This is a genomic window from Ruegeria sp. HKCCA6707, from assembly GCF_013033515.1.
Taxonomy (GTDB): domain Bacteria; phylum Pseudomonadota; class Alphaproteobacteria; order Rhodobacterales; family Rhodobacteraceae; genus Ruegeria.
On sequence record NZ_WQEG01000004.1, the window covers coordinates 41751 to 64988 of the forward strand.

The following is a 23238-nucleotide window of genomic DNA, read 5'->3' on the forward strand; positions in this document are numbered from 1 at the left end:
CGCATATTCCGCCAAAACTGCTGGGAGGGGCTTTTGGCAAGCGTTACGCTTCAGGGGCTTTCGAAGGTCTACGATGGATCCGCCAAGCCTTCGCTGGATCACCTCGATCTTGAGATTTCAGATGGCGAGTTTCTTGTGCTCGTCGGCCCGTCCGGCTGCGGAAAATCTACCGCGCTCAAGCTGATCGGTGGACTGGAAGACCCCTCCGGGGGTGACGTCTATATCGGCGAACAACGCGTGACGGATTTTGAATCGCGCGACCGGGACATCGCGATGGTGTTCCAAAGCTATGCGCTCTATCCGCATATGTCGGTCTTCGACAATATCGCTTTTCCCCTTCAGATCGCCAAAGTTGACAAAGCCGAAATTTCCAAGCGTGTTCAAGCCGTTGCTGAAACACTGCATCTTAGCGCTTTTTTAAACCAGCGGCCGGGCCGCTTGTCGGGTGGCCAACGGCAACGGGTTGCGATGGGGCGGGCGATCATCCGCCAGCCTTCGGTGTTTCTCATGGACGAACCGCTGTCGAACCTCGACGCAAAACTGCGGGTCAAAATGCGTTCGGAAATCGCCCAGATTCAGCGACGTCTGGATGTGACCACCATCTACGTGACCCATGATCAGGTCGAAGCGATGACAATGGGTGACCGCGTGGCCATCATGCGTGAAGGCGTGCTGCAACAAGTGGCCACGCCTGATGACCTCTATCGAAAACCTGCCAATACATTTGTGGCAAGTTTCATTGGCTCACCCCCGATGAACCTGTTTCGGGCCAGCCTGAGCGGGACCGGCGACAAGCAGATAACACTTGGGGACCAGACCCTGACCATCGCCCCCGAAAGCATTGAAGCCTATCCCGGAATCTCCGCACACACAGGTGATGTCATCCTTGGGATCCGCCCCGAAGATATCGAAGACGCGGATCTGTCCCCAGACACGCGCGCGGGCGACACGATCACAGCCGAAGTTGCACATCTCGAGTCGCTTGGCGCGGATCACATGGTTCATTTGGCCTTAGAGGCCGAGCAGGTCCATGTTGGTGATCAACCCCAGGATCAGGTCGAAACCCCGCTTGGGCCTACATCCGGCGGATTGTGTATCTGCCGCTTTTCACCGCGATCCAAAGCCCGTTCCGGCGACCGCGTCCGCGCGCGTATCGCCACAGATAACCTTCACTTCTTTGATCCGGCGACAGGAGGAGCGCTGAACCAGTGAAGTGACATCAAGACCAACTTGGAGGAGAAGAAAATGAAGAAACGTGTGTTCCGTTCCCTTGTCACAGCTGCCGGGTTGGCGTTCTGCGCGAACCAGACCCTGGCTGAAACGACCCTGACCATGTGGCATCAGCACCCTGAATGGAAATCGGCGGTCGAAGCCATTCTGGACAAATTCGAAGCCGCCCATCCCGACATCAAGATCGATCTCGAAGAGATCGCAGGCACCAACTACTCCGCCCGGCTGAACACAGCCCTTGCCGCAGGCGAAGCCCCTGATCTGTTTGGCCTACCCGCAGGGCCCGAGACGGTTGCCGCCGCCGAGGCAGGCTATATCACCGACCTGACCGGCAAAGTTGACGTTGCCAACCTGCGCGACGCGGCACGTGAAGCGATTGAAACCAATGGTCAGGTGTGGGGCGTTCCGATCCTGGGCGCCTATTCCGTAGGTCTTTATTACCACCGGGATGTCTTTGAAGAGAACGGATTGACGCCCCCATCGACGCAGGCGGAATTCCTGGAGATGTGCACAACGCTCAAGGACAAAGGCATCACGCCGATGGTTGTGCCAGCCTCTGACGGCATCGTGCCATCCTTCATGTATATGATGCTGACCTCTTCGGTCATGGGGGCCGATGGGTTTGCCGATCTGCGTGCCGGCAAGCGCAAGTTCACAGACCCTGACATGGTCGATGCTGCCCGGTTCCTGCAAGAGATCGGGCAGAATTGTCTGCAACCTGGCGCTCTGTCGACACCCTATGTCGAAGGCAAGGCGCTGGCGGCGATGAAACGCGGCGCGATGATGCCCGGCGGCTCGGCCGACTATGTCGGCTATAAAGAGATCAACCCCAATGTCGATCTCGGTGTCGTGCCGTTCCCCGCAGTTGGGGATAATGCGCCCTCGACCGTGACAGGTCTGGAATACATCTTTCTGGTCAACTCGGACGCCGAAGACAAAGACGCGGCCTACACATTCCTGAATTGGATGCTGTCGGAAGAGGCGCAGCAGATGGTGGTCGATACGATCACGATGACCACGCACAAAGACGTCACGCCCAGTGAAAACCGCATCCTGGATGAGTTCACCTCGGCGGCAAAGGTAAACGACGTTCGCGTATTCTATGAGCTGCCCGAAACCGGCAATGTCTGGTCCGTCGTTCAGCAAAACGTAGCGGCCCTGTTTTTGGGAGAGATGAGCCCAGAAGACTTTGCTCAGGCGGCTCAGGACGCCGTCAAAATTGCCAACTGACACCAAGACAGGATCGCTTGCGCCATTTGGTGCAGCCGATCCAACAAGAGCGCACATGCAAAGCAATCCGAAAAACAGACGGTCATCCTACAGCCATCTCTGGTTTGTGTTACCAGGGCTGGCTTTCTTTTTGGCAGTCATGATCTTTCCGATCCTGTTTGCCTTTGGCCTGTCGATGACCGACTGGAGCGGGCTTGGCAATGATGTGTCGTTCATCGGATTGGCGAATTATACCGAAATTCTAGGCTATTGGCCCTATTACCGTGCAGCGTTACACAATGCGGCGATCTTTGTGGCGATCCTCGTGTTTCAACACACAGTCGGGCTCTATATTGCGGTCCTATTGAACGAAAAACCGCGCTTTATGGAATTCTACCGCACGGTTCTGTTTCTTCCCGTCATTCTGTCGCTGGTGGCCACGGGGTTTGTCTGGACATTGATGCTGTCGCCCAATATCGGCCTGATCAATCCGGCGCTCAGATCGGTGGGGCTTGATTTTCTGGCGCTGCAATGGCTGTCGAATCCGACCTCAGCTTTGGGTGTCGTCATTGCGGTGACCGCGTGGAACTCGCTGGGTTGGGCGATCATTATCTACCTTGCGGGATTGCAGAACGTATCGGAAGAGCTGCGCCAGGCAGCCGCAATGGATGGGGCAAATACCCGTCAGATTTTTTGGCGCGTCACTTTCCCTCAGCTTTCTCCGGCATTCACGGCGCTCAGCGTCCTGACTTTCATTGGAACCTTTCGCACTTTCGATGTTGTCTATGTTCTGACCGGCCCGCTCGGGGCGCCGAACTTTTCGACCGATGTGCTGGGCACGCTCATCTATCGGACGGCTTTCGGCAGTTCATCCTTCTCCAGCGCTGAAATCCGCTTCGCATTTGGTGTCGCCATGGCGCTTTTGACCATGCTGGTCATGGCAGTGATCTGCCGCCTGATCCTCAAAGTCTTGCGCGCGCGGGAGATCGAGACATGAGTTCCACTGAACTGGTTCAACGTACAAGCGCCAAGTCACGGTTTCTGATCACCTCAGCGCGAACAGCGGTTTTGATCGTGGCCGCTGCCTGGGTGATCTTGCCCCTTCTATTCATGGTCCTGGCCTCGTTCAAATCGGTCAGCGAGATCTTCATGGACCCGTTTGGTCTGCCATCATCATGGAGCTTCTCGAACTACAAACGCGCCTGGGATGAGGCGAACCTGTCTCTGACATTGCCCAACACGATCATCGTGACCGGAACGGCTGTTGCCGCCTCCAGCTTTCTGTCGGCCATGGTTGCCTATGGCTTGTCTCGGAAAGAACGCAAGTTTTCGACCGGGCTTTACACATTGTTCGTGGCGGGCCTGCTGGTGCCTGTCCATGCGATCATTCTGCCGCTTTTTATTCTGCTCAAGACCGTCGGGCTTTTTGGTACGCTATTTGCACTGATCATCCCCTATATCGCCATGGGGCTGCCGCTGGGTGTGCTGGTGCTGACGCCGCTGGCCGCCAGCCTGCCACGTGACCTGATCCACGCGGCCCGCATGGATGGGGCGTCGGAATGGCAAGTGTTTCGGCGGGTCGTATTGCCGCTGTTGAAACCGGGCTTGCTGTCGGTCTCGATCCTGAACGGTGTCTGGATGTGGAACGAGTTCTTCATCCCCCTCATCATCGCCTTCGATCCCGAAGTGCAGACGATGCCGGTTGGTATCGTGTCTTTTGTAGGATCGTATTCGACCGAATGGGGGCTTGTATTTGCCTCGGTGGTTGTTTCAACCCTGCCGGTCGTCGTCACCTATTTCCTGATGACACGCCAGTTCCAATCCGGGCTCACAGCCGGTGCGCTGAAGGGCTGAGACCGGTCACTAGATCTCTCCCGCATAGTGGCACAGCACATCCGCGCCGGCCATTGGTTTGGCCTTGGGTGTTTCGTTCCGACACAGCTCGGTTGCATGTGGGCATCGCGGGGCAAAACGGCAGCCCTTGTCGGGCACGCCGCCATCCCCGACCGGCAAGCGTCGTTTCGCTTTGTGACGCGCGCGCGGGTCGGGAATAGGCACCGCAGACAAAAGCGCTCGGGTGTAGGGATGCTTCGGGGCGCGGAACAAATCCTGGGTTGTCGACAGCTCGACGATCTCACCCAGATACATCACCGCGATCCGGTCACAGATATGTTCGACCACCGCCAGATCATGAGCGATGAAGATATAGGTCAGGGCGAACTGTTCTTGCAGGTCCTGCAACAGATTGAGCGTTTGGGCCTGAATAGACACATCCAGGGCCGAGACAGCTTCATCCGCGATGACCAATTCGGGCTTTGTCGCCAAGGCGCGCGCGATGCCCAACCTTTGACGCTGTCCGCCCGAAAAGGCATTGGGATAGCGCATCAGGAATTCCTTGCGCAGTCCGACCTCTTCCAGCAAACCGCCCACCCTGTCGGACAGCGCTTTGCCGCTTAGACCTTCGGATTTACGCAGGCATTGACCAACGATCTCAAGCACGCGCAAACGGGGGTTCAGGGATGATTGCGGGTCCTGAAACACCATCCGCATGTCCTGCCAGGATTCGGTCAAGCGTGCCCGGTCGGCAGTGACCAGATCAAGCGAGTCCTTGCCCTTCCGGTGCAACGTCATGTCCCCGTTTGTCGGGCTCAACACGCGCATGATACAGCGGCCCAGCGTGGTCTTTCCGCTACCGCTTTCGCCAACGATGCCAAAGGTCTCGCCCCGCTCAACATCGAACGACACGTTGTCGACGGCGCGCACGATATCTGTGGGCTTGCCGAAAAACCCGCCACCAATCGGGAAATGCTTGTCCAAATTGCGGACCTTCAGAATGGGGTCAGACATGCTTGGCCCCCTCATCGTGAAGGAAACACGCAACCTCGCTGCCATCGCGCGACACCAGAGGTGGGGTCTGCGCATCACACTTGCCCGCGATGACGTGGTTACACCGGGTTCGGAACGCACAGCCCGAGGGGCGCGCCAATGGATGTGGCACCATGCCTTGAATCGCAGGCAAACGCCTTTGCCGCGTCATGCCCATACGCGGGATTGAGGCCAGCAAAGCCTGTGTATAGGGGTGTTGCGGGTTCTCGAAGATCGAGTAGACATCGCCCTTCTCGACAATCTGCCCCATATACATGACGGCCACATCCTCGGCCACTTCGGCCACCACGCCCAGGTCATGGGTGATCAGCATGACGCCCATCTTCAACTCGTCCTGCAACTCGGCGATCAGATCAAGAATCTGCGCCTGGGTGGTCACGTCCAGCGCGGTGGTCGGCTCATCCGCGATCAGCAACCGAGGTTGGCACGACAGCGCCATTGCGATCATCGCCCGCTGACGCATACCGCCGGACAGCTCGAACGGATAGGCCTCGAACCGCTCTGCAGGTTTGGGGATACCGACCTTGGCCAGCATTTCGATGGCCAGCTCGCGCGCTTCAGCCTTGCTCAGGTTTCGGTGCAGGTGCAAGGTTTCGACAATCTGCTTGCCGATCTTCGTGATCGGACCCAGCGAGGACATCGGTTCCTGAAAGATCATCGCGATGTCACTGCCGCGGATATCGCGCAGCTCTTTCGATCCGGGCCGCGCCCGGGCCAGATCCACTGACCCGCCTTCGCGCCCGTGATAGGTGATGCTGCCTGCGGTGATCTTGCCCGGCGCATCAATGATCCGCAGGATCGACCGCGCCATGATGGATTTGCCACAACCGCTTTCGCCAAGAATGCACAAGGTCCGATTGGCGAAGATGTCCAGGTCAACGCCTTCCACGGCCTTGACCACACCGTCATCGGTGAAGAAATGGGTCTTAAGCCCCCGTATCTCGACCAGCGGAGATCCTTCGGGCGGGGCGATGGACATATCAGTGGGCATGTGGATCTGCGGCATCGCGAAGGCCGTCCCCCAGGAAGTTCAACGCCAGAACGGCCACAACAATCATCGTGCCCGGCGCCAGCAGCAGCCAGGGGGCCTCGATAATCGTGCGGATATTCTGAGCCTCTTTCAGCAACGTCCCCCAGGACACGATGGGCGGTTGCAGCCCAATACCCAGAAAAGACAATGAGGTTTCGGCCAGGATCATCATCGGCACCGCAAGCGTGAGCGATGCAATAATATGACTGGAAAAGCTGGGGATCATATGCTTGCGGATCACTTCCCAATCCGACAAGCCGTCCAACCGAGCCGCAACGATGAAGTCTTCGCTGCGCAATGACAGAAACTTGCCGCGCACCTCGCGCGCAAGGCTTGTCCAACCGATCATCGACACAATGATAGTGACCACGAAATAGGTGCGCAGGGGCGGCCATCCCAATGGGATCGCGGCCGCAAGACCCATCCAAAGAGGGATGGTGGGTATCGACCGCAGAAACTCGATCAAACGCTGGATGACATTGTCGACCCAGCCGCCGTAATAACCCGACAAACCCCCAAGCGACACGCCGATGACCAGTGAAATCGCCACACCTACAAGACCGATCGACATCGAGATCTTGGTGCCAATGATGATCCGACTGAGGATATCGCGCCCCAATCTGTCGGCCCCAAGGAAATAGACAACATCATCAGGGTCTTTCGGGCCAAAGAAATGGGTGTTGGACGGGATCAGCCACAAAAGCTTATAGTCATAGCCTTCGACAAAAAAGCCAAGCGGGATGATCTTGCCCGGAACGTCAACATAGCTGCGCCGCATCGTCGATTGATTGACCTGCACCTTGCGCGCCTTGGCGTGAAGCTGAAACTCACTCGATCCGTCTTCGTTTTCCACAAAGAAATGAATGCCCTGCGGAGGTGCAAAGATGCCCCTACGGTTGGTGTCATCCAAACGTTCGGGCGCAAAGAAATCCCCAAACAGCGCCAGCGCATAGATGAAACCGACCAGCCAGAGGCTGACATAGGCCACCCGGTGACGCCGGAACTTTCGCCACATCAGCGACCACGGCCCCAGCAGTTCGGGCACGGCAACATCCGCTTGCTTTGCGGCTTCGGGTTGTGTGTCTGCCAAGCTCATTGATACCGTATCCTCGGGTCGATCCATGCCAGCAACAGATCCGAGATCAACGTGCCCAGCACCGTCAAAAGGCTGACGATCAGGATCAGAGATCCGGCAAGGTACATGTCCTGCACCAACAACGCCCGCAGCAGCAGCGGGCCGGTGGTCGGCAGGTTCATCACAACCGCTACGATGATTTCGCCGGACACAAGCGTGGGAAGGATCCAGCCGATTGTTGAGACAAAGGGATTAAGCGCGACGCGAACGGGGTAGCGCATCAGAAGCTGAAACTCGGACATGCCCTTGGCCCGTGCTGTTACCACATAGGGCCGATACAGCTCATCCAGCAGATTGGCGCGCATGATACGGATAAGCGCCGCCGCACCCGACGTGCCAACCACAACAATGGGCATCCAGATATGTTTCAGCAGATCGACGAACTTGTCCCATGTCCAGGGCTCGCCGATATATTGTGGGCTGACAAGACCACCAACGCTTTGGCCGAAATATTTGAAGGCCACATACATCATCACCAAAGCCAGCAGGAAATTCGGCACGGCCAGACCGATGAACCCGAACAATGTGGCAGCGTAATCCCCAAAGGAATACTTTCGAACAGCAGAATAGATCCCGATGGGCAGCGCGACAATCCAGATGAACAGCAGCGTCAGAACCGAAATCCCAAAGGTCCAACCCAATCGATCCCAGATCAGATCATTGACCGGCACGTTCTTTTCAAACGAGATGCCAAAGTTCCAATCAAAAATGATCCCCGTGATCCACTTGTAATATTGGACATAGAACGGCTTACCCAGACCATATTGATCACGCAACGCCTGCGCCGTTGCCTCGTCCAGCCCGCCTTGATCCGACAGTTCCGCCGCCAACGTGTCCAGATAGTCCCCAGGGGGCAGCTGAATGATCAGAAAGGTGACCACCGAAACCAGAAAGACTGTCGGGATCATGTAGAGTATGCGGCGGTAAAGAAATCCCAGCACGATCCTTGGTTCCGTTTCAGGCGCGGTGCAGCGCGGTTATAACACGGGGTGAGCTAATGGAGGACACGCTCACCCCGCAGAAATCACGCCCGGATGGGCCGGACGCAATTATTGGCGTTTAGGGCAGGTTGGCGCCGCCTTCGAAATACACCTGCGAGGTATAGGGCGCAGGCGTCCACAGCTGACCGGCGATGGGCATCGGATCCACATAGTTGCGCACATTGTTGCGCACGATCCCAAAGGCCCCGTTTGATTGGATCAAACCAATGGTCAACAGCTGCGAGTTCGCCTTTTCGATCAGCTCAAGCAAGGCCGCTTCCTGCGCTGCCGGGTCACTGGTCGATGTCACACCGCGATAGATCTCGAACAGCTCTTTGATGTGCTCGGGTGGCTCGATCCCGGTATTCGGGTCGGTCCCCCAATCAGCCCATTTCGGCGCCCAGTAAACGGCACCACCACGCGGCAAGTAGCAGAACGGGTTGACATAGGCATCAACCAGACCGCCGGGACAGTTCCAGATATAGGCGTCATGTTCGGCGGCTGACGCGATTTCCTGCAAACGCGACCGGTCAGAGGCACGGATCTGGAAATCAAGGCCAACATCCTTGGCATATCCCTGAAGCAGCTCGCCCACATCGGGGTATTGCCACCCAAAGACATCCGCGACCAGGAAGACCAGCGTAAACCGGTTGCCGTCGGGCCCCAGCCGGAAGCCATCCGCATCGCGCTGATCCAACCCGATACCGTCGAGCAATTCGTTGGCCAGATCGGGATCAAACTCGGTATACCGCGTCGCCCATTCTTCATTATAGAATGGTGCGTTCGGGTGCGGTGCGGTTTGAACCGGTCGGCCAGCACCCAGATACACAAGATCGTTGATCTCTTGGCGATCCACCGCATGGCTCAGCGCCTGGCGGAACTCGAACATGTTGACGATCTCGTTTTTCACCGGATCGGGGTTGTTGAGGTTCAACAGCAAGGCGGTCTGGCTGCCGGGAATGTCTCCGACCTGAAAGAAGCCATACTGGCCACGATCTTTGTTGTCGGTCAGAGCGGCAAGATTCACCGGGCGACCGATATGACGCGCCATATAGTCGATCTCACCGTTGAAGGCTTTCAACAGTATGGTCTCGGCGTCTTCAACCTGATCCCAGGTCAGGCCGTCGATATAGGGCAGTTGATTGCCTTCTTCATCGACCTTCCAGAAATAGGGGTTCCGTTCGGCCACAACACGGTCGACCGAGCCATAGGCGTTTTTCACCTTCCACGGATGCAATGTCGGGCGATCCGGGTTCTGCCAGAACAGAGGCGTATGCATCGGGCCCGCTTTAAGGTTGAACAGAGAAACCCAATCGGTCGCTGCCGGTTCGGCATCCACAAGAGCCTGAACATCGGGATTGTGGTCGATGTGGAACTGGCTCAGATAGTGTTTGGGATAGACTACGGGTGGGTAGCCGAACCCATAGGCCAGTGCCTGTAGGAAAAGACCGTTCGGTTCGTTGAATTTGAATTCAACCGTGTAATCCCCAAGCTTTGCGACCTGCACCGGACCGCCGGCATCAACGAAATTCGCGTGCTTCGACGGCGTCAGCCTTTCGTCCAGAAACACTTCATACCAGAACATGATATCGTCGGCAGTAAAGGGCTCACCATCCGACCAGCGCATGCCCGGGCGCAGTTCGAACGTATAGGTCGTGGCGTCATCCGACACCGTCCAGCTCTTGGCAATATTGGGTTTCACCTCACTCCAATCGGGGCTCCAGCGCACCAAAAGCTCGGTTCCGATCTGGCGCAGAATGTTGTGCTGATCACCGCCCCCAAGGATCGCACGGCGCAGGGTGCCGCCATATTCGCCAATGCTGTCGAGCGTTTCCATCACCATCGGCTCATCGGGCATCCGCTCTTCAACCGGTGGCAACTCCCCCGCTGCCACTTTTTCGGCCAGCGCCGGCGCTTCTTGATAGGCCCAAGCCGGCAGCGTACCCGCTGCGGTCAGGCAAAGCGCCGTAACCAACGGACGTAAATGTCCAAAATCCAAACTCATCTTTTTCTCCTCCTCCTAATGCGTGTGTGTCACCAGTTGGTGACAGACCCATCGGGCCGCCACAGATGCGGCGGCTCGACATGTTCGGGTTTCGAGTTCCGAACCTTCTCTTCGTCCACCTCGACGCCAAGACCAGGTCGATCCGGCACTTTGTAGGTGATCCCTTCCAGCGGAACTTGAACCGGGAAAATCTCGGGGTCGTGAAAACCCAGGGACTCAGTCTGAGCCTGCCTGGTTTCGACCCAACTGAAATTTGCGACCGCTGCGGCCATATGAACCGTGGCCGCGGTGCAGACCGGGCCAAGCGGGTTATGGGGCATCAGATCGACGTAATGTGCCTCGCACCAGCCCGCGACTTTCATGGCTTCGGTAAACCCACCAATATTGCAGATATCGAGCCGCATATATTGCGTCAGGCCGCCTTCGATATAGGGCAGCGCCTCCCATTTCGAGGAAAACTCCTCACCGATGGCGAACGGAATATTCGTCATGCCACGCAACGTCCGATAAGCGTCTGGCGTCTGCGAACGAATGGGTTCTTCCAGGAAATTCAAAGTACCTTGAGGCAGCCGGGCACAGAAATCAGCGGCCTCGGCCAGCGAAAGCCGGTGATGCATGTCGATGCCAATACAAAGCTCTGGACCAAACTCCTCGCGCAACGCGATCAATTCGTTTGCAGCGCGGTTCAGATTGCGCCTTGGGTCGAATTCACCATTCCCGTCGAACTCGCCAGTGTAGATGCGCAGACAATCCCAGCCAGCGTCCACCAGAACTCTGGCTTTGCCGAGCAGTTCCTCGACGTTTCGGCCCTGGCAGCTTGGGAAGGTGGGGATTTCATCGCGCTGTTTACCACCCAAAAGCTGATACACAGGAACTCCAAGGCGTTTGCCCAGAATGTCATAAAGGGCGATGTCGATGGCAGACATTGCCGCCGTCAGAACGCGACCGCCTTCGAAATACTGGCTGCGATAGGTTTCCTGCCAAATGCGCCCGATCTGCCGGGAATCCTTGCCAACGAGAAACTCGGCAAAATGTTCGACAGCCGCCGCAACAGGGCCTTCACGACAGGAAAGACCCGATTCACCCCACCCGTACAAACCGTCGTCGGTCGTCACTTTGACCAAAAGCTGGTTACGGATCCCGACCCGGGCCAAAAGAGGTTCAATTGCGGCAATCTTAGTCATTCCATGTCCTTCTCAATGCCAGCCCACGCGTGGGGCTGCCGGAATCATGTCGTCTGGTCGGCTGTGGATCATGTCCATCAACTCATCGCGCAGCGGTCTGTGCGACGCATCGGACCATAGGTTGGTTGTCTCAGAGGGGTCGGTGTCGAAATCGTAAAGCTCACCTGCACCGGTGCTCAGATCAACCGACATCCGGTGGCGACGCGTTCTGACGGTGCGCAGGTCCAGCGAAACACCACTGCGTTCCGCATCGACTTCCCATTCGCTCAAAGCAAAGTCACGGCGTTCCGCGCCGGTCATGACGGGCACCAGCGAACACCCATTGTCTGCCGTCGCGTCGATTGCAGCCAGCTCTGCCAGTGTCGATCGCAGATCCAGGGTCGAGACCGGGTCGTCGATCACCCGTCCGCGCGGGACGCCGGGCCCCGCAATCACCAGAGGGACACGTAGCAACCCATCATAGAGCATCGGCCCTTTCAGCAAGAGCCCGTGATCCCCAAGCCATTCGCCATGGTCGCTGGCGAAAACAATAATGGTGTTTTCTAACGCGCCCGTGTCCTCAAGTGCTTTGACGATCCGACCGACCTGATGATCAACCGCCGAGATCATGCCGAAGTAAATCGCCGTGATCTGCCGCAATTCGGCCTCGTCCAGCCGGCCCATATCGCTCCAGTTTTTGCCACCTTCCGCATTTTCGCGCTCAACGTCGCCTGCAAGCCGGTGTTTCAAGAAGGCGCTGTGCCACCATGGGCGGCCCTCAAGATCTCGCGATCTGCTTTCGGCGATGACGACGTCCTGCGGGTCATACATCTGCGACCAAGGCTCCGAGGCCAGAAACGGCGGATGCGGGTCAGGAAAGGAAATCCAGGAAAATATGGGCTTTTCACCCTTGCTCTCGATCAGATCCACAGCGCGGTCACCAATCCAGGTTGTGGATTGCCAGCGATCACCCAGAGGGGTTCGCCAGGCTTGTGGATGATCTGTAGCCGGCGGCGCCTGCTCTTTCGCACGCTGCCAACGCGCACGGCCAAGCCCGTCACCGTTCAGAAAGTTCTCGAAATGCAACGTATAGGGGGGATCGTTCCACGCGCAGTGATGATGCGGCCGCAGGGTTAGTTCAACATGTTGAAATCCGAAGTACGGCCCGCACCAATCTGCCGGGAAATCTGCGGTCGACGTATAGCATTCTGGACGTCCGGTTGCGTCAAACGTCTCATTTGATGAAAAATGTGCCTTGCCGATGAAATGGGTCTGATACCCGGCGCGTGAAAACACGCCACCCATCCCGTCTTGCCCCAAAGCTTCATCCAGGTTGCGCCCGTTGTCGCGCACACCGTTCGAATAAGGCAGCTTGCCCGTCAGAATTGCCGCGCGCGCGGGCTGACACATTGGATTGGGCGTGATGCAGGTATTAAACCGTGTCCCGGTCTCTGCCAGACGATCGATATGCGGTGTTTTCACACCTCGCACACCATAGCCCATGCAATCGCCGCGATGCTGGTCCGTCGTAATCAGCAATACGTTCGGTTGGCCCTTTGGCATTACCCGACCTGCTTGCCGTGCTTAAAGAGCCCAAGGCTACCCACGACCGTCACTCCTCCCCAGTTCGTCGAATCGAATGCTAAAAACAATAATATGAAACATAACAAATCGTCGATGATTTTTTCGCAATAATCGACTTAAAATGCACAAAGGCAAAAGTCAGTCGGTCAAAGTTCGAGAATCCGCGGCGCGAGCCGTCACATCCGGGTACTCAGACCCGAGGTCACAGCCCCAAGGCGCGCATTTGCTGCGACATCTGCACAAACGACCCGTCCACATGGGTGCGGATCACCCGATCTGCCTGTTCCGGATCATTCTGACGAAACGCTTCGATCAGATCATCGTGCTCTTTCAGAATGTTCCGCAACCGCCCCTGACTGATGCGCAGAGGCGCAGCGTGAACGTTCAGCGCCGTGCGCAGTCGTTTCCATGTTTCAGCGGCAACGTCATTATAATGGTGCTGACAGATCACGCTGTGAAACTGCAGATCAAGCTTGCGGAATTTCAGCATGTTGCCGTCACCGCAGGTTCGAATTTTTTCTTGAATTTCGCTCAGTCGCGCGACGTCCTCAGGGCGGGCATGCTCGGCGAACCAACTGACGAAATAAGGCTCTAGCAACTGAAGAACTTCAAAGATGTTCTGGATTGTGCTGGCATCGGCCAGTTTGATTGTAGCGCCGCGATTGGGGTGGATCTCGACAAAGCCCTCGCCTTGCATCTGCCGCAACGTTTCGCGCACCGGGCTTGCACTGACACCAAACCGATCAGCCAGTGCCGAGATTTTCAAACGCTGGCCGCCGACAAGCCTTCCACTGGAAATATCGTCGAGTATTGCCTGGTAAAGCGTGGCCTTCTGTTCGTCGCCTGTTTTCAGCTCAATCGTCATACGCACTCCGCTTCATTAGTATTTGTGGCCCGATTTTCCGCAGGCATATACCATAAGGCACACCAACTTCAGTTCAAAACAGATTATCAGTGGTGTGAACCACAATATATACTAAATGAAAAAAATAATCGACGATTTTTTAGAAATGATGCTATTTTCGTGACGAGAGATTCGCAACCAGCGGATCCCAACGAGGAGGAAACCATGAAACAGCGCTCGGCTTTGGCGGCTGCGAGTTCGATATTGGCAGTCACTGCAACAATGGCCTTTGGTCAATCTGTAACACTGGATGTCACCGCCTGGAAAGGCAACGAGGCAGAGCCTGCGGGTTTGGCCGAACTGATCGAGAAATTCGAATCGGAACACCCCGATATTGATGTCGAACTCAGCTACATTGGGCGTCTGGATACCGACACGATCATTCCGCCGCGCCTGCAGGGTGGAAATCCACCAGACGTCATGATGACTGATATGCCGCTGGTCGAGGTTTGGGGCAACGCCGGTCTGCTGGAAAACCTTGGTACAGATTCCGAATGGTATGGGCGTATTCCCGAAAGCCTGCAGGCGGCTCTGACCTTGAATGGCAACGCTTTCATCATGCCGCTCGAAGTGATTGGCATGGGCAATTTCGCCAATATGGACCTGCTGGCCCAGGCTGGTGTCGATGAAATGCCCACAACATTGGACGAACTGAAATCAGCCTGCGGTGCGCTTGCGGATGAGGGGATCAATCCGATGATCTTTACGGGCGGCTTTCAGGCACCTCTCTTTCTGATCGCAAACGGGCTTGAGACAACAACCAACGCAGCTGTATCGCTTGGATCAGGTGACGCGAAATTTGCCGAAGACGCGGCATTCAACCAGGGGATCGACCTGATCCGCGATCTGATTGACGCCCGCTGTTTTGATCCATCGCTGCAGGCGGGGCTGGATCCCTGGAGCACGGCGCTGACCGAATTTCAGGGTGGCAATTTTGCGATGATGCCGCAGGGCGCGTGGAATATCGCGGCGTTCAAGCAGATCGACGGGCTGAACTTTGCGTTCGGACCGATCCCGACCTCGCAACCATCGGGCGTCGCGCTTGATCTGTTTGGCATCGGCTGGTCCATCGCGTCGGGCAGCAAAAACAAAGACGCTGCGCGCACTTACGTAGACTGGTTTGCCCAGCCCGAAAACCTTCAGGTCATGCTGGATGCCGAATCCGCCTATTCGCCCTTTGACGACGGTGCCAGCGGCACCCCGGCCGAGGCCGCACCTTATGATGCGGCGCGCAGCGCAGGCGGTATCATCAATTATCCCTTTGCACTGCTGCAATGGCCCAAACCGTTGGAGGGTGAGATCTGGGACAGCCTGACCGGTTTCCTGCTTGACCCGTCAAAGCCAAGCGAAGACGTTCTGACACGTTGGGACGAGGCAGTTGAAGACGCGTTTTAACGCGTCTTCTCACTGGAACGAGGACAATGGTATCTAGAAGCTCTGCGGTGATGTTCACCCTGCCCGCTCTGATTGTTTTGAGCGTGTTCTTTGTCTATCCAATATTGCTCACGTTCCAGATGAGTTTCACCAACTTCACGGGCGTGGGCGTTTCGGAAAATATTGGCCTGAAGAACTATGAACGTATCATAGGCCGCAGCAGATACCCCGAGGCGCTTTGGGTCACCGTCAAGTTCACGGTCTTTGTGGTGACGGTCCAAACCCTGGCGGGCCTGATTATGGCGGCCTTGCTGCACCGCCTGCCCGCCATCCGCAACTTTTCCCGCGCCGCCTTGTTCACACCGGCGATGATGTCCTTTGTTGTCGTCGGCTATGTCTGGCAGTTCATCTATTCTCCGTTTTCGGGTGGCCTGAACTCGATGCTGAACATGCTGGGGCTGGATTGGCTGGCGCGGGGTTGGCTGGGCGATCCCTCCACCGCGCTTTATGCGATTGCCGTGGCCCATGTCTGGATGTTCACCGGATACACCACGGCCATTTTCCTGGCGGGCTATGCCAATATCCCCCGCGACATTGACGAGGCCGCGCGGCTGGACAATGTCTCGTCCTTTCAACGGTTTCGATATCTTGAAATTCCACTTCTGGCGCCGGTGTTCACCATCAACATCATTCTGTCGACCATCGGTACGCTGAAGACGTTCGAACTACCGTTCATCATGACGCGGGGCGGGCCGGACGGGGCAACGCGAACCCTCAGCCTTGAGATCATCGAGCAGCTGTTCGGCAATTATCGCTTTGGCTTTGCCTCGGCACTGTCGGTTGTCATGCTGGTCATCGTGGTGGCTGTGGCGGTCATTCAAAACTGGTATCTTCGCCGCAAGGAGGAGCTGTGATGCTCCAACTTGCCAGAACCACCGGGCGGTTTGCCTTGAACGCTGCCATCATCGGCCTGGTCGTGGCGATGCTGCTGCCCGTTTTCTACATGATCGCGATGTCCTTTCGCACCGCGACCGAAATCGCCCAACAACCGCTTGCTTTGCCCACAAGCTTTGCCTGGTCGAACTATGCCAACGCGCTTGAGGCGATGAATTATCTGCGGTCGGTTTTGAACTCGGTCGGGATCACGGTTTCCGTCACAGTCATTGTGGCGCTTCTGGGATCGATCGCCGCTTTCCCGCTGGCACGCAATACAGGCCGGTATTCGCGGCTGTTCATCATGCTGGTGGCGCTTGGCCTCGCAACGCCGAATTTTGTGACGATCACACCAATCTATGTGATCTTTCGCGACCTCGGGCTGCTGGACACTTACATAGGCATCATCCTGGCCTTCACGGCGCTGAACCTGCCGCTTGCGGTGTTCTTCTATGTCGGCTTCATCGCAGCGATCCCGAAAGAGCTGCTCGAAGCCGCCAAGCTTGACAATTGCAAAGACTGGCAGGTGTTCTGGTACGTCATTCGCCCTTTGTTAGGGCCTGCTACGGCCACGTTGTCGCTGTTTGTCATGCTGATGGTATGGAATGATTTCACATACCCGCTTCTACTGCTGACCGACAAAGACAAGTTCACTGTGACCATCTCGGTCTATCGGTTTGTCGGCAATCAAAACGTGCAACCCGACATGCTGTTTCCTGCGGCCGTCCTGGGCTCGTTGCCTTTGCTGGTCATGTTCATCATCTTCCAAAGACGTATTGTTGCGGGTCTGACGGCAGGGGCGGTCAAATGAGCGGATCACTGGAAAATAAAGTCATCATCGTAACAGGGGCCGCTGCGGGCATCGGTTTGGGAGTCCTAAAAGCCGTCATTGGCGCAGGTGCGCGTGCGACCGGTTTTGACATCTCATCCGACGGTTTGCGGCGGATCCGCTGCGCTGGTGCCGAAGCCATGCAGGTCGATGTCACCGACGCCCAGGCCCTGCCTGAAGCCATTCAAGACGTCAGAGCGCGTGAGGGGCGGTTGGATGGGCTGGTCAGCAATGCGGGCATAACCGAAATGGCACCGTTCCTTGAGGCGGATATAGACCATTGGGACAAGCTTTACCGTGTAAACCAGCGCTCGGTTCTGGTGGGCTGTCAGGCCGCCGCGCGGATCATGGCCGAGGACGGCACCAAAGGTGCGCTGGTCAATATCGCCTCGGTCCATGCCGACGCAACGGATCACGGCTTCGAAGGCTACGCCGCCACCAAAGGTGCGATCGTTGCGGCCACCCGCGCCATGGCTTGGAGCCTTGGGCCACAAGGCATCCGCGCCAATTGCCTGTCACCGGGGCTGACAATGACCGAACGCGCGGCATCAGCCGCTGAAGACCCCGCAATCGACCAGATGTTTCGAAGCTGGCAAGCCAATGGCACCGTACCAACGCCCGACGACATGGGTGCGCTTGCGGTATTCCTGCTATCGCATGCCGCCTATGCCCTGAACGGCGCCAATATCGTCGCCGATCAGGCCACCTCGGCGCGTCTATTTGGAGTGGGTCGCTGATCCAGAGTTGGCCTCACATCGACCCAAAGCCTCAAGAACCGCGGAACCGGTCTTGATCCCGTCGATGAACCGAATGACCTCAAGGTTTTCGTTGGGCGCATGGTTGGCCTCATCCGCGTTGGCATAAGGAATGACGAAAGCATCCTTGCCCAGGATCTTGGTAAAGACATAATCAGGCAGCGAGCCGCCTACCGTAGGATAGATCAACGGCTCGACCCCACGTGCGGCAACAATCGCTTCGCGCAGAGGTTTGGCAAACGGGCTGTCGAGCGGGGTCTTTGACGGCAACATCCCATTGTGCCGCACAACCTCAACCTCGGGCGCGTGGCGTGCGACATGCGCCTCAATCCGTTCAAAGACATAATCCGGGGTCAACGGTTCGACCAGCCGGACATCGCATTTCGCAATGGCCTCATTTGGCAGCACCGTTTTACTGCCCGGGCCGCCATACCCCCCGTGCATCCCGTTGATCGTCAGGGTTGGATGAAACATCAGCCGGTCCCAATAGGGGCGATCCGCAGGACCATCCATTTGGTCAAGCTTCAGATCCTCCATCACCGCCTGTTCGTCATCGGGCAGGCGCGCGATGGCGTCGCGTTCCAGATTGGTGGGCGGGATGACCGGCTCGGTCAGGCCTTCGACGGTGATGTTGCCTTCGGGATCTTTCATCGTGGCCAGCAATTGCACCAGCGTCCAGATCGGATTGGGGACGACACCACCGTAATTGCCCGAATGCACATCGCGCGCGGCCCCCTTTACGACAAGATCAAACGAGGCCACGCCACGCACACCAAAGGTAATCACCGGTGCCCCGCTTTCGTGCAGAGGCCCATCAGAGGTCACCACGAGATCGGCCCGCAAACGATCCCTGTTCTGGCGCACAAAATCAGCTATTTGCGGCGAACCGATCTCTTCCTCGCCTTCCAGCAAGAAGATGATGTTGCAGGGTAAAGAGCCGTTCACCGCCAGATGCGTTTCGATGGCCAGCAGCTGCGCGAAATGCTGACCTTTGTTGTCTCCGATTCCGCGTGCCCAGATCCGGCCGTCGCGCAGTGTCGGCTCGAACGGAGGGCTGATCCACGCATCCAACGGATCGGGCGGCTGCACATCGTAATGACCATAAAGAAGGACCGTCGGCTTTTGCGGGTCAACCGTCGCGTGCCCCAGCACAAACGGGTGCCCGGGTGTCTCGACAAGCCCTGCGTCAAACCCCAGACTGTCCAGATGCACGACCAGCATGTTCGCCACATCCCGAATACCGATATCATGGGCCGAAATCGACGGATGCCGCACATATTCCATGACGCGTTCGACAAAGCTGTCGGCATTTCGGTCGATATGGTCAAACAGGGCCTGGGTCATGTGGTCTCTTTCGTCAGCAGCACCGCGCCCGAGGGATGAACCGTAGCCACCCAGCCCGGGGCAATGATGGCTGTGGTGTCCAGCTGAGTCAGAATGGCCGGGCCTTTGATCACCGCCTCAGCGCCCAGCTCCGCGCGGTCATAGATCGGTGTTTCGACAACGCCCTCTGCCCAGATCACCTTTTGAAACTGCAAGGGTTCGGGCAGGTCGGTTTTCGCAAGCATTGGGCTGTCCACTGGCTCTGTTTTGCCAACGGCCTCGATCCGCAATGTGACCAGTTCAATCGGGGCGTCCAGTATGAAGCCATACAACGCCGTATGTGCGTCGCGAAAGCGAGCCTCGGTCTCTTGCGCGGTGCTGCCCCAATCCAAGGCGATCTCACCGCCCTGCCCGTGAAAGCGCATCAGCGCGCGCGCCTGAAGGCTGCGCTGATCAGGGGCGATGCCTTCATGTTCCATCCAAGTGACGGCATCTTGGGTCAATTCGGACAGGATCTTGTCGCCAGCATCCTGATCAACAGGCCCCGGCATTGGCAGTGCGCGGGTAAATTCGGCCTTCATATCTGCGGCCAGCAAACCAGCGGCACACAGCAGCCCGGGGGCCGATGGGATCATGACCTGCCGAATGCCCAACAGTTCTGCCAAAGCGCAGCCATGTAAGGGACCCGCCCCGCCAAAGGGCACCAAGGTGAAGTCTCGCGGATCATGGCCCCGCTCGACCGAGACCGTGCGCACCGCCCCCACCATATTGTTGTTCATGATGGCCAGGATCCCGCGCGCCGCGTCTTCGGGCGTCAAACCCAGAGGCCGTGCAACATTGTTGGTCACGGCGGCTTTGGCTGCGTCCACGTCCAGTGACATCGCCCCACCGAGCAGCGCGTGGGGCAGGTTACCCAAAGTGACGTGCGCGTCGGTGACCGTCGCCTCGACCCCGCCATGACCATAGGCAGCAGGCCCCGGACGCGCACCAGCCGAATTGGGGCCGACCGACAGCGTGTTATTGGCGACCGCTGCGATCGACCCGCCACCCGCACCAATGGTCACCATATCCACCATCGGCAGAGAAAGCGGCCATTCGCCCACCTTGCCCTGTTGTGTCAGGTTTACTTGCCCGTCGCGGATCAGGCAGATATCGGCTGATGTGCCGCCGATATCCACGGTGATGATATCCTTGATCCCGCAGGATGCGGCTTCGTCAACGGCACCAACCACCCCTGCTGCGGGCCCTGACAGGGCCGTAAGCGCAGGCGCGGTTCGGATCGCCTCAGTCCCTGCAACACCGCCATTTGACTGCATCAGCAGCAAGGGTGAGCTGGCCTTGGCCTCAGCCAGCCGGTTTTCCAGCCGTGAGATATAGGTGGACACGCCGGGCATGACATTTGCGTTCAGAACAGTGGCCAAAGACCGCTCGAACTCGCGAACCACCGGAAGCACATCCGTGGAACAGGTGATCGCCACGTCGGGCAAAGCGGCGCGCAGCAGCCGTGCCACCTGCTTTTCGTGACCCGGGTTCGCATAGGCGTGCAGCAGGCAGATGGCGACAGCCTCGACCTGTTGGGCGCGTAGTTTTTCGACCAGAGCGGTGACGCTGGACTCATCCAGTTCGTGCAATACATGCCCGCCGGTGCCGATCCTCTCATCCACCTCGTGGATGCGGTCCGCCGGAACGGGTCGCGCGGGTTTGACCCAGGTGAACAGATTGGCATGGCGCGGAATATCCTGCCGCCCGATCTCAAGCACGTGGCGAAAGCCGCGCGTGGTCACCAAAGCGGTGCGTGCGCCCTTGCCCTCAAGGATCATGTTGGTGGCAACGGTTGTGCCATGCAGCACGCCTGACAGCTCTTGCGCGCTGATGCCCGCCTGTTCCAGCACCATGTTCACACCGGTCATGAAGGCCTGCGAGGGGTCACTGGGCACCGAAGCGGTCTTGGCCCGCCAAACCGCACCCGACACCCTGTCCATCAGCGAGATATCGGTGAAGGTCCCACCAATATCGACAGCAACGGCAAAAGAGGGGTCAAAGGACATATCAGACGAGGGCATCGACATACTCCTGTCGGTAAAAACGGCGCGTTTCGGGGCGTTTGGCTCGCAAGGCGTTGGTGGCGGGAACGTCTATCGCATCCTCTGAGACAACAACGCCATATTCGGCCCGCGCAGCATCAGCGGTGACAAAGCCGCTCAGGACATCCTGCAACACGGTCTCGGCAGGCCGGTCGAACGGGTGGCCATAGCCGCCCCCGCCGCCTGTTTCGATACGCAAGATATCCCCGCGTTTGAGCATATTGCCGTCCGAGAGCGGGTCGAGCCGCAGTTCCTGCGGTGTGCCGGGGTTCACAATGGCAATGCCATGCCGGCCGGATTTGCCGCCGTGAATGCCCCAGGGCGGGTTCTTGACGCTGTCGATGCGGATGGCGACCATGGTCTCTTCGGCCAGTATCTCATATTCGCGCACGATCCCGCAGCCGCCACGATACCGGCCCGCACCGCCAGAATCCGCTACGATCCCATAGCTGCGCATCGTGACCGGATAACCGGCCTCCAGAAACTCGACGGGATAGTTTTCCTGAGCAACAAAATAGACCGCATCAATCCCGTCCGCCGTTGCCCGCGCGCCATAGCCAACACCAATGCCATCGGCCAACAGATAAGGCTCTAACGCGCCACTTTTGGTACGATATGTCCCGCGCATGATATTGACCACATAGGCTGAATTAGCGGCAGGTGCCTCGCCTCCACCGGCGTTGAGCAAGCCGCACATCGCCGAAATCATCCGCATGGCGGTCAAGCCGCGCAAACCCAGCGGGGCCGGGTATTCCGGTTGCAGGAAACTGCCCTTGCGAAACAGCACCTCGTCCAGCGCATTGGGGCCACCCGCGTTGCAGACCTGACTGGGATCGCCCCCCAAGTAGAACAAGCCCAGCGCCATGCCGGGCACCCCTTTATTCATCAGGTAATTGACCGGGCCAGGCGCCTGATCATCACTGTCGCGCGCGTCAAAGGCAAAGCGGTCCTGGCCGTCTGCGCCTTTTTCCCGCGTCAGCGAAAACCGCATATGGAAAGGCCCGTTACCATGTCCATCCGTGTCAATCGCATCGGTAAAGGAATGGGTTCCATAGTCGAAGGTCTCGGCCATCTTGTCGCGCACAAGGTTGCGGGTGCGCTCCAACAACTGCGCCAAAGCATCTTCGGTCACATCAGGGCCAAACCGGTCGAGAATCTCACCCACCCGGCGCACGCCCAGCTCGACGCTGGCCATAAGCGCCCGCATGTCGCCTTCGCTTTGGTCAGGATAGCGCGAGTTGCGGTGAAAAATGTCCAGAACCGCCTGATTGACGTGACCGGCCTCGATCATCTTGGTGACCGGGATCATCACGCCTTCTTGGAAGATATCCGTGGCATCGGGGCTGATCGACCCGGGGCGCAGCCCCCCGATATCAGCAAAATGCGCCCAGCTCATCACAAAGGCGCAAACGCGCCCGTCCCGAAACACCGGGGCCAGCAAGACCTGATCATTGGAGTGCGAGATGGCGCCATATGAGCCATAGCAATCATTGTACCAATAGACATCACCCTCTTGCATAGTCTCCATCGGAAATTTCTCAAGCACGGGCCGCGTCATGTCGCCAAAGATCGGCACCATCGAGCCGACCGCCATCGTCCCGTTGCCGTCAAACAAAGCGGTATAGAAATCCTTCTTTTCGCGGATAAAGGCGGAAATGGCGGTGCGCTCGATCAGCGCTTCCATCTCGGATTGCGCGGCAGCAATCGCCCCGCGGATGATCTCAAGCGAGACCGGATCGCACAGCGCCTTTTCGCTGAGCCGTGACGGCTTGTTCATGGTCCTCTCCCGTATGATAGGCTGAAAACAGGCCCTA

General features: G+C 57.8%; 19 protein-coding genes. 8 read left to right on the forward strand and 11 right to left on the reverse strand.

Annotation, left to right across the window (positions count from 1 at the left end; genetic code table 11):
* Positions 1-33 precede the first annotated feature (33 nt).
* The 4 genes from GOW40_RS11105 to GOW40_RS11120 all read left to right on the forward strand — a co-directional run bounded on the left by GOW40_RS11105 (position 34) and on the right by GOW40_RS11120 (position 4293).
* Positions 34-1212: an ABC transporter ATP-binding protein gene (locus GOW40_RS11105; RefSeq protein WP_171132373.1), complete on the forward strand. Its 1179-nt coding sequence runs from the start codon at positions 34-36 to the stop codon at positions 1210-1212.
* 33 nt (positions 1213-1245) lie between these two features.
* Positions 1246-2460: an ABC transporter substrate-binding protein gene (locus tag GOW40_RS11110; protein WP_171132376.1), complete on the forward strand. Its 1215-nt coding sequence runs from the start codon at positions 1246-1248 to the stop codon at positions 2458-2460.
* A gap of 139 nt (positions 2461-2599) precedes the next feature.
* Complete coding sequence (locus GOW40_RS11115; protein WP_171230970.1) at positions 2600-3436, forward strand: carbohydrate ABC transporter permease; 837 nt, start codon at positions 2600-2602, stop codon at positions 3434-3436.
* A complete protein-coding gene (locus GOW40_RS11120) occupies positions 3433-4293 on the forward strand; it encodes a carbohydrate ABC transporter permease (RefSeq protein WP_171132380.1) in 861 nt (286 codons plus the stop codon). Before GOW40_RS11115 ends, GOW40_RS11120 begins: the two co-directional genes overlap by 4 nt.
* A gap of 9 nt (positions 4294-4302) precedes the next feature.
* On the opposite strand, the gene GOW40_RS11125 is transcribed toward GOW40_RS11120, so the two are convergent.
* The 8 genes from GOW40_RS11125 to GOW40_RS11160 all read right to left on the reverse strand — a co-directional run bounded on the left by GOW40_RS11125 (position 4303) and on the right by GOW40_RS11160 (position 14087).
* A complete protein-coding gene (locus GOW40_RS11125; protein ID WP_254444408.1) occupies positions 4303-5286 on the reverse strand; it encodes an ABC transporter ATP-binding protein in 984 nt (327 codons plus the stop codon).
* On the reverse strand, positions 5279-6331 hold the full coding sequence (locus GOW40_RS11130; RefSeq protein ID WP_254444409.1) for an ABC transporter ATP-binding protein: 1053 nt from the start codon (positions 6329-6331) through the stop codon (positions 5279-5281). Before GOW40_RS11130 ends, GOW40_RS11125 begins: the two co-directional genes overlap by 8 nt.
* Entirely contained in the window at positions 6306-7451 is a 1146-nt protein-coding gene (locus GOW40_RS11135) for an ABC transporter permease (protein ID WP_171132382.1), read from the reverse strand. Before GOW40_RS11135 ends, GOW40_RS11130 begins: the two co-directional genes overlap by 26 nt.
* Positions 7448-8431, reverse strand: a complete 984-nt coding sequence (locus GOW40_RS11140) for an ABC transporter permease (RefSeq protein WP_171132384.1) — start codon at positions 8429-8431, stop codon at positions 7448-7450. The genes GOW40_RS11135 and GOW40_RS11140 overlap by 4 nt, the downstream gene beginning before the upstream one ends.
* Before the next feature lie 118 nt (positions 8432-8549).
* On the reverse strand, positions 8550-10475 hold the full coding sequence (locus GOW40_RS11145; RefSeq protein WP_171132386.1) for an ABC transporter substrate-binding protein: 1926 nt from the start codon (positions 10473-10475) through the stop codon (positions 8550-8552).
* Between the two features lie 29 nt (positions 10476-10504).
* A complete protein-coding gene (locus tag GOW40_RS11150) occupies positions 10505-11659 on the reverse strand; it encodes a mandelate racemase/muconate lactonizing enzyme family protein (protein WP_171132388.1) in 1155 nt (384 codons plus the stop codon).
* A gap of 12 nt (positions 11660-11671) precedes the next feature.
* Entirely contained in the window at positions 11672-13201 is a 1530-nt protein-coding gene (locus tag GOW40_RS11155) for a sulfatase (RefSeq protein ID WP_171136627.1), read from the reverse strand.
* Positions 13202-13424: 223 nt separating this feature from the next.
* Positions 13425-14087 (reverse strand): GntR family transcriptional regulator, encoded by a 663-nt coding sequence (locus GOW40_RS11160; RefSeq protein WP_171132392.1) that lies wholly within the window; start codon positions 14085-14087, stop codon positions 13425-13427.
* Between the two features lie 204 nt (positions 14088-14291).
* Between GOW40_RS11160 and GOW40_RS11165 the strand changes: the two genes are divergently transcribed.
* From GOW40_RS11165 to GOW40_RS11180, 4 genes are read left to right on the forward strand one after another with little or no spacing between them, the layout of a single operon-like run.
* A complete protein-coding gene (locus GOW40_RS11165; RefSeq protein WP_171132394.1) occupies positions 14292-15521 on the forward strand; it encodes an ABC transporter substrate-binding protein in 1230 nt (409 codons plus the stop codon).
* A 26-nt stretch (positions 15522-15547) separates the two neighbouring features.
* Positions 15548-16414 carry a carbohydrate ABC transporter permease gene (locus tag GOW40_RS11170; protein ID WP_217352285.1) on the forward strand — a complete coding sequence of 289 codons (867 nt, stop codon included), beginning with the start codon at positions 15548-15550 and terminating at the stop codon, positions 16412-16414.
* Positions 16414-17244 carry a carbohydrate ABC transporter permease gene (locus GOW40_RS11175; RefSeq protein ID WP_171132396.1) on the forward strand — a complete coding sequence of 277 codons (831 nt, stop codon included), beginning with the start codon at positions 16414-16416 and terminating at the stop codon, positions 17242-17244. The genes GOW40_RS11170 and GOW40_RS11175 overlap by 1 nt, the downstream gene beginning before the upstream one ends.
* Positions 17241-17999, forward strand: a complete 759-nt coding sequence (locus GOW40_RS11180; RefSeq protein WP_171132398.1) for an SDR family NAD(P)-dependent oxidoreductase — start codon at positions 17241-17243, stop codon at positions 17997-17999. Before GOW40_RS11175 ends, GOW40_RS11180 begins: the two co-directional genes overlap by 4 nt.
* Here GOW40_RS11180 and GOW40_RS11185 read toward each other — a convergent pair.
* The 3 genes from GOW40_RS11185 to GOW40_RS11195 are packed head-to-tail and all read right to left on the reverse strand — an operon-like array spanning position 17979 to position 23201.
* Positions 17979-19361 carry a M20/M25/M40 family metallo-hydrolase gene (locus GOW40_RS11185; protein ID WP_171132400.1) on the reverse strand — a complete coding sequence of 461 codons (1383 nt, stop codon included), beginning with the start codon at positions 19359-19361 and terminating at the stop codon, positions 17979-17981. The genes GOW40_RS11180 and GOW40_RS11185 overlap by 21 nt on opposite strands.
* A complete protein-coding gene (locus GOW40_RS11190; protein ID WP_171132402.1) occupies positions 19358-21403 on the reverse strand; it encodes a hydantoinase/oxoprolinase family protein in 2046 nt (681 codons plus the stop codon). The genes GOW40_RS11185 and GOW40_RS11190 overlap by 4 nt, the downstream gene beginning before the upstream one ends.
* Positions 21390-23201 (reverse strand): hydantoinase B/oxoprolinase family protein, encoded by a 1812-nt coding sequence (locus GOW40_RS11195; RefSeq protein ID WP_171132404.1) that lies wholly within the window; start codon positions 23199-23201, stop codon positions 21390-21392. Before GOW40_RS11195 ends, GOW40_RS11190 begins: the two co-directional genes overlap by 14 nt.
* Positions 23202-23238 lie beyond the last annotated feature (37 nt).

Excerpts from the sequence above, each read along its gene's own strand:
- GOW40_RS11160 (WP_171132392.1), bottom strand. The coding sequence starts at position 14,087 with ATGACGATTGAGCTGAAAACAGGCGACGAACAGAAGGCCACGCTTTAC.
- GOW40_RS11195 (WP_171132404.1), bottom strand. The coding sequence starts at position 23,201 with ATGAACAAGCCGTCACGGCTCAGCGAAAAGGCGCTGTGCGATCCGGTC.
- GOW40_RS11110 (WP_171132376.1), top strand. The coding sequence starts at position 1,246 with ATGAAGAAACGTGTGTTCCGTTCCCTTGTCACAGCTGCCGGGTTGGCG.
- GOW40_RS11165 (WP_171132394.1), top strand. The coding sequence starts at position 14,292 with ATGAAACAGCGCTCGGCTTTGGCGGCTGCGAGTTCGATATTGGCAGTC.
- GOW40_RS11130 (WP_254444409.1), bottom strand. The coding sequence starts at position 6,331 with ATGCCGCAGATCCACATGCCCACTGATATGTCCATCGCCCCGCCCGAA.
- GOW40_RS11155 (WP_171136627.1), bottom strand. The coding sequence starts at position 13,201 with ATGCCAAAGGGCCAACCGAACGTATTGCTGATTACGACGGACCAGCAT.
- GOW40_RS11120 (WP_171132380.1), top strand. The coding sequence starts at position 3,433 with ATGAGTTCCACTGAACTGGTTCAACGTACAAGCGCCAAGTCACGGTTT.
- GOW40_RS11135 (WP_171132382.1), bottom strand. The coding sequence starts at position 7,451 with ATGAGCTTGGCAGACACACAACCCGAAGCCGCAAAGCAAGCGGATGTT.
- GOW40_RS11150 (WP_171132388.1), bottom strand. The coding sequence starts at position 11,659 with ATGACTAAGATTGCCGCAATTGAACCTCTTTTGGCCCGGGTCGGGATC.
- GOW40_RS11125 (WP_254444408.1), bottom strand. The coding sequence starts at position 5,286 with ATGTCTGACCCCATTCTGAAGGTCCGCAATTTGGACAAGCATTTCCCG.
- GOW40_RS11190 (WP_171132402.1), bottom strand. The coding sequence starts at position 21,403 with ATGCCCTCGTCTGATATGTCCTTTGACCCCTCTTTTGCCGTTGCTGTC.
- GOW40_RS11145 (WP_171132386.1), bottom strand. The coding sequence starts at position 10,475 with ATGAGTTTGGATTTTGGACATTTACGTCCGTTGGTTACGGCGCTTTGC.
- GOW40_RS11170 (WP_217352285.1), top strand. The coding sequence starts at position 15,548 with ATGGTATCTAGAAGCTCTGCGGTGATGTTCACCCTGCCCGCTCTGATT.
- GOW40_RS11185 (WP_171132400.1), bottom strand. The coding sequence starts at position 19,361 with ATGACCCAGGCCCTGTTTGACCATATCGACCGAAATGCCGACAGCTTT.
- GOW40_RS11115 (WP_171230970.1), top strand. The coding sequence starts at position 2,600 with ATGATCTTTCCGATCCTGTTTGCCTTTGGCCTGTCGATGACCGACTGG.
- GOW40_RS11175 (WP_171132396.1), top strand. The coding sequence starts at position 16,414 with ATGCTCCAACTTGCCAGAACCACCGGGCGGTTTGCCTTGAACGCTGCC.
- GOW40_RS11180 (WP_171132398.1), top strand. The coding sequence starts at position 17,241 with ATGAGCGGATCACTGGAAAATAAAGTCATCATCGTAACAGGGGCCGCT.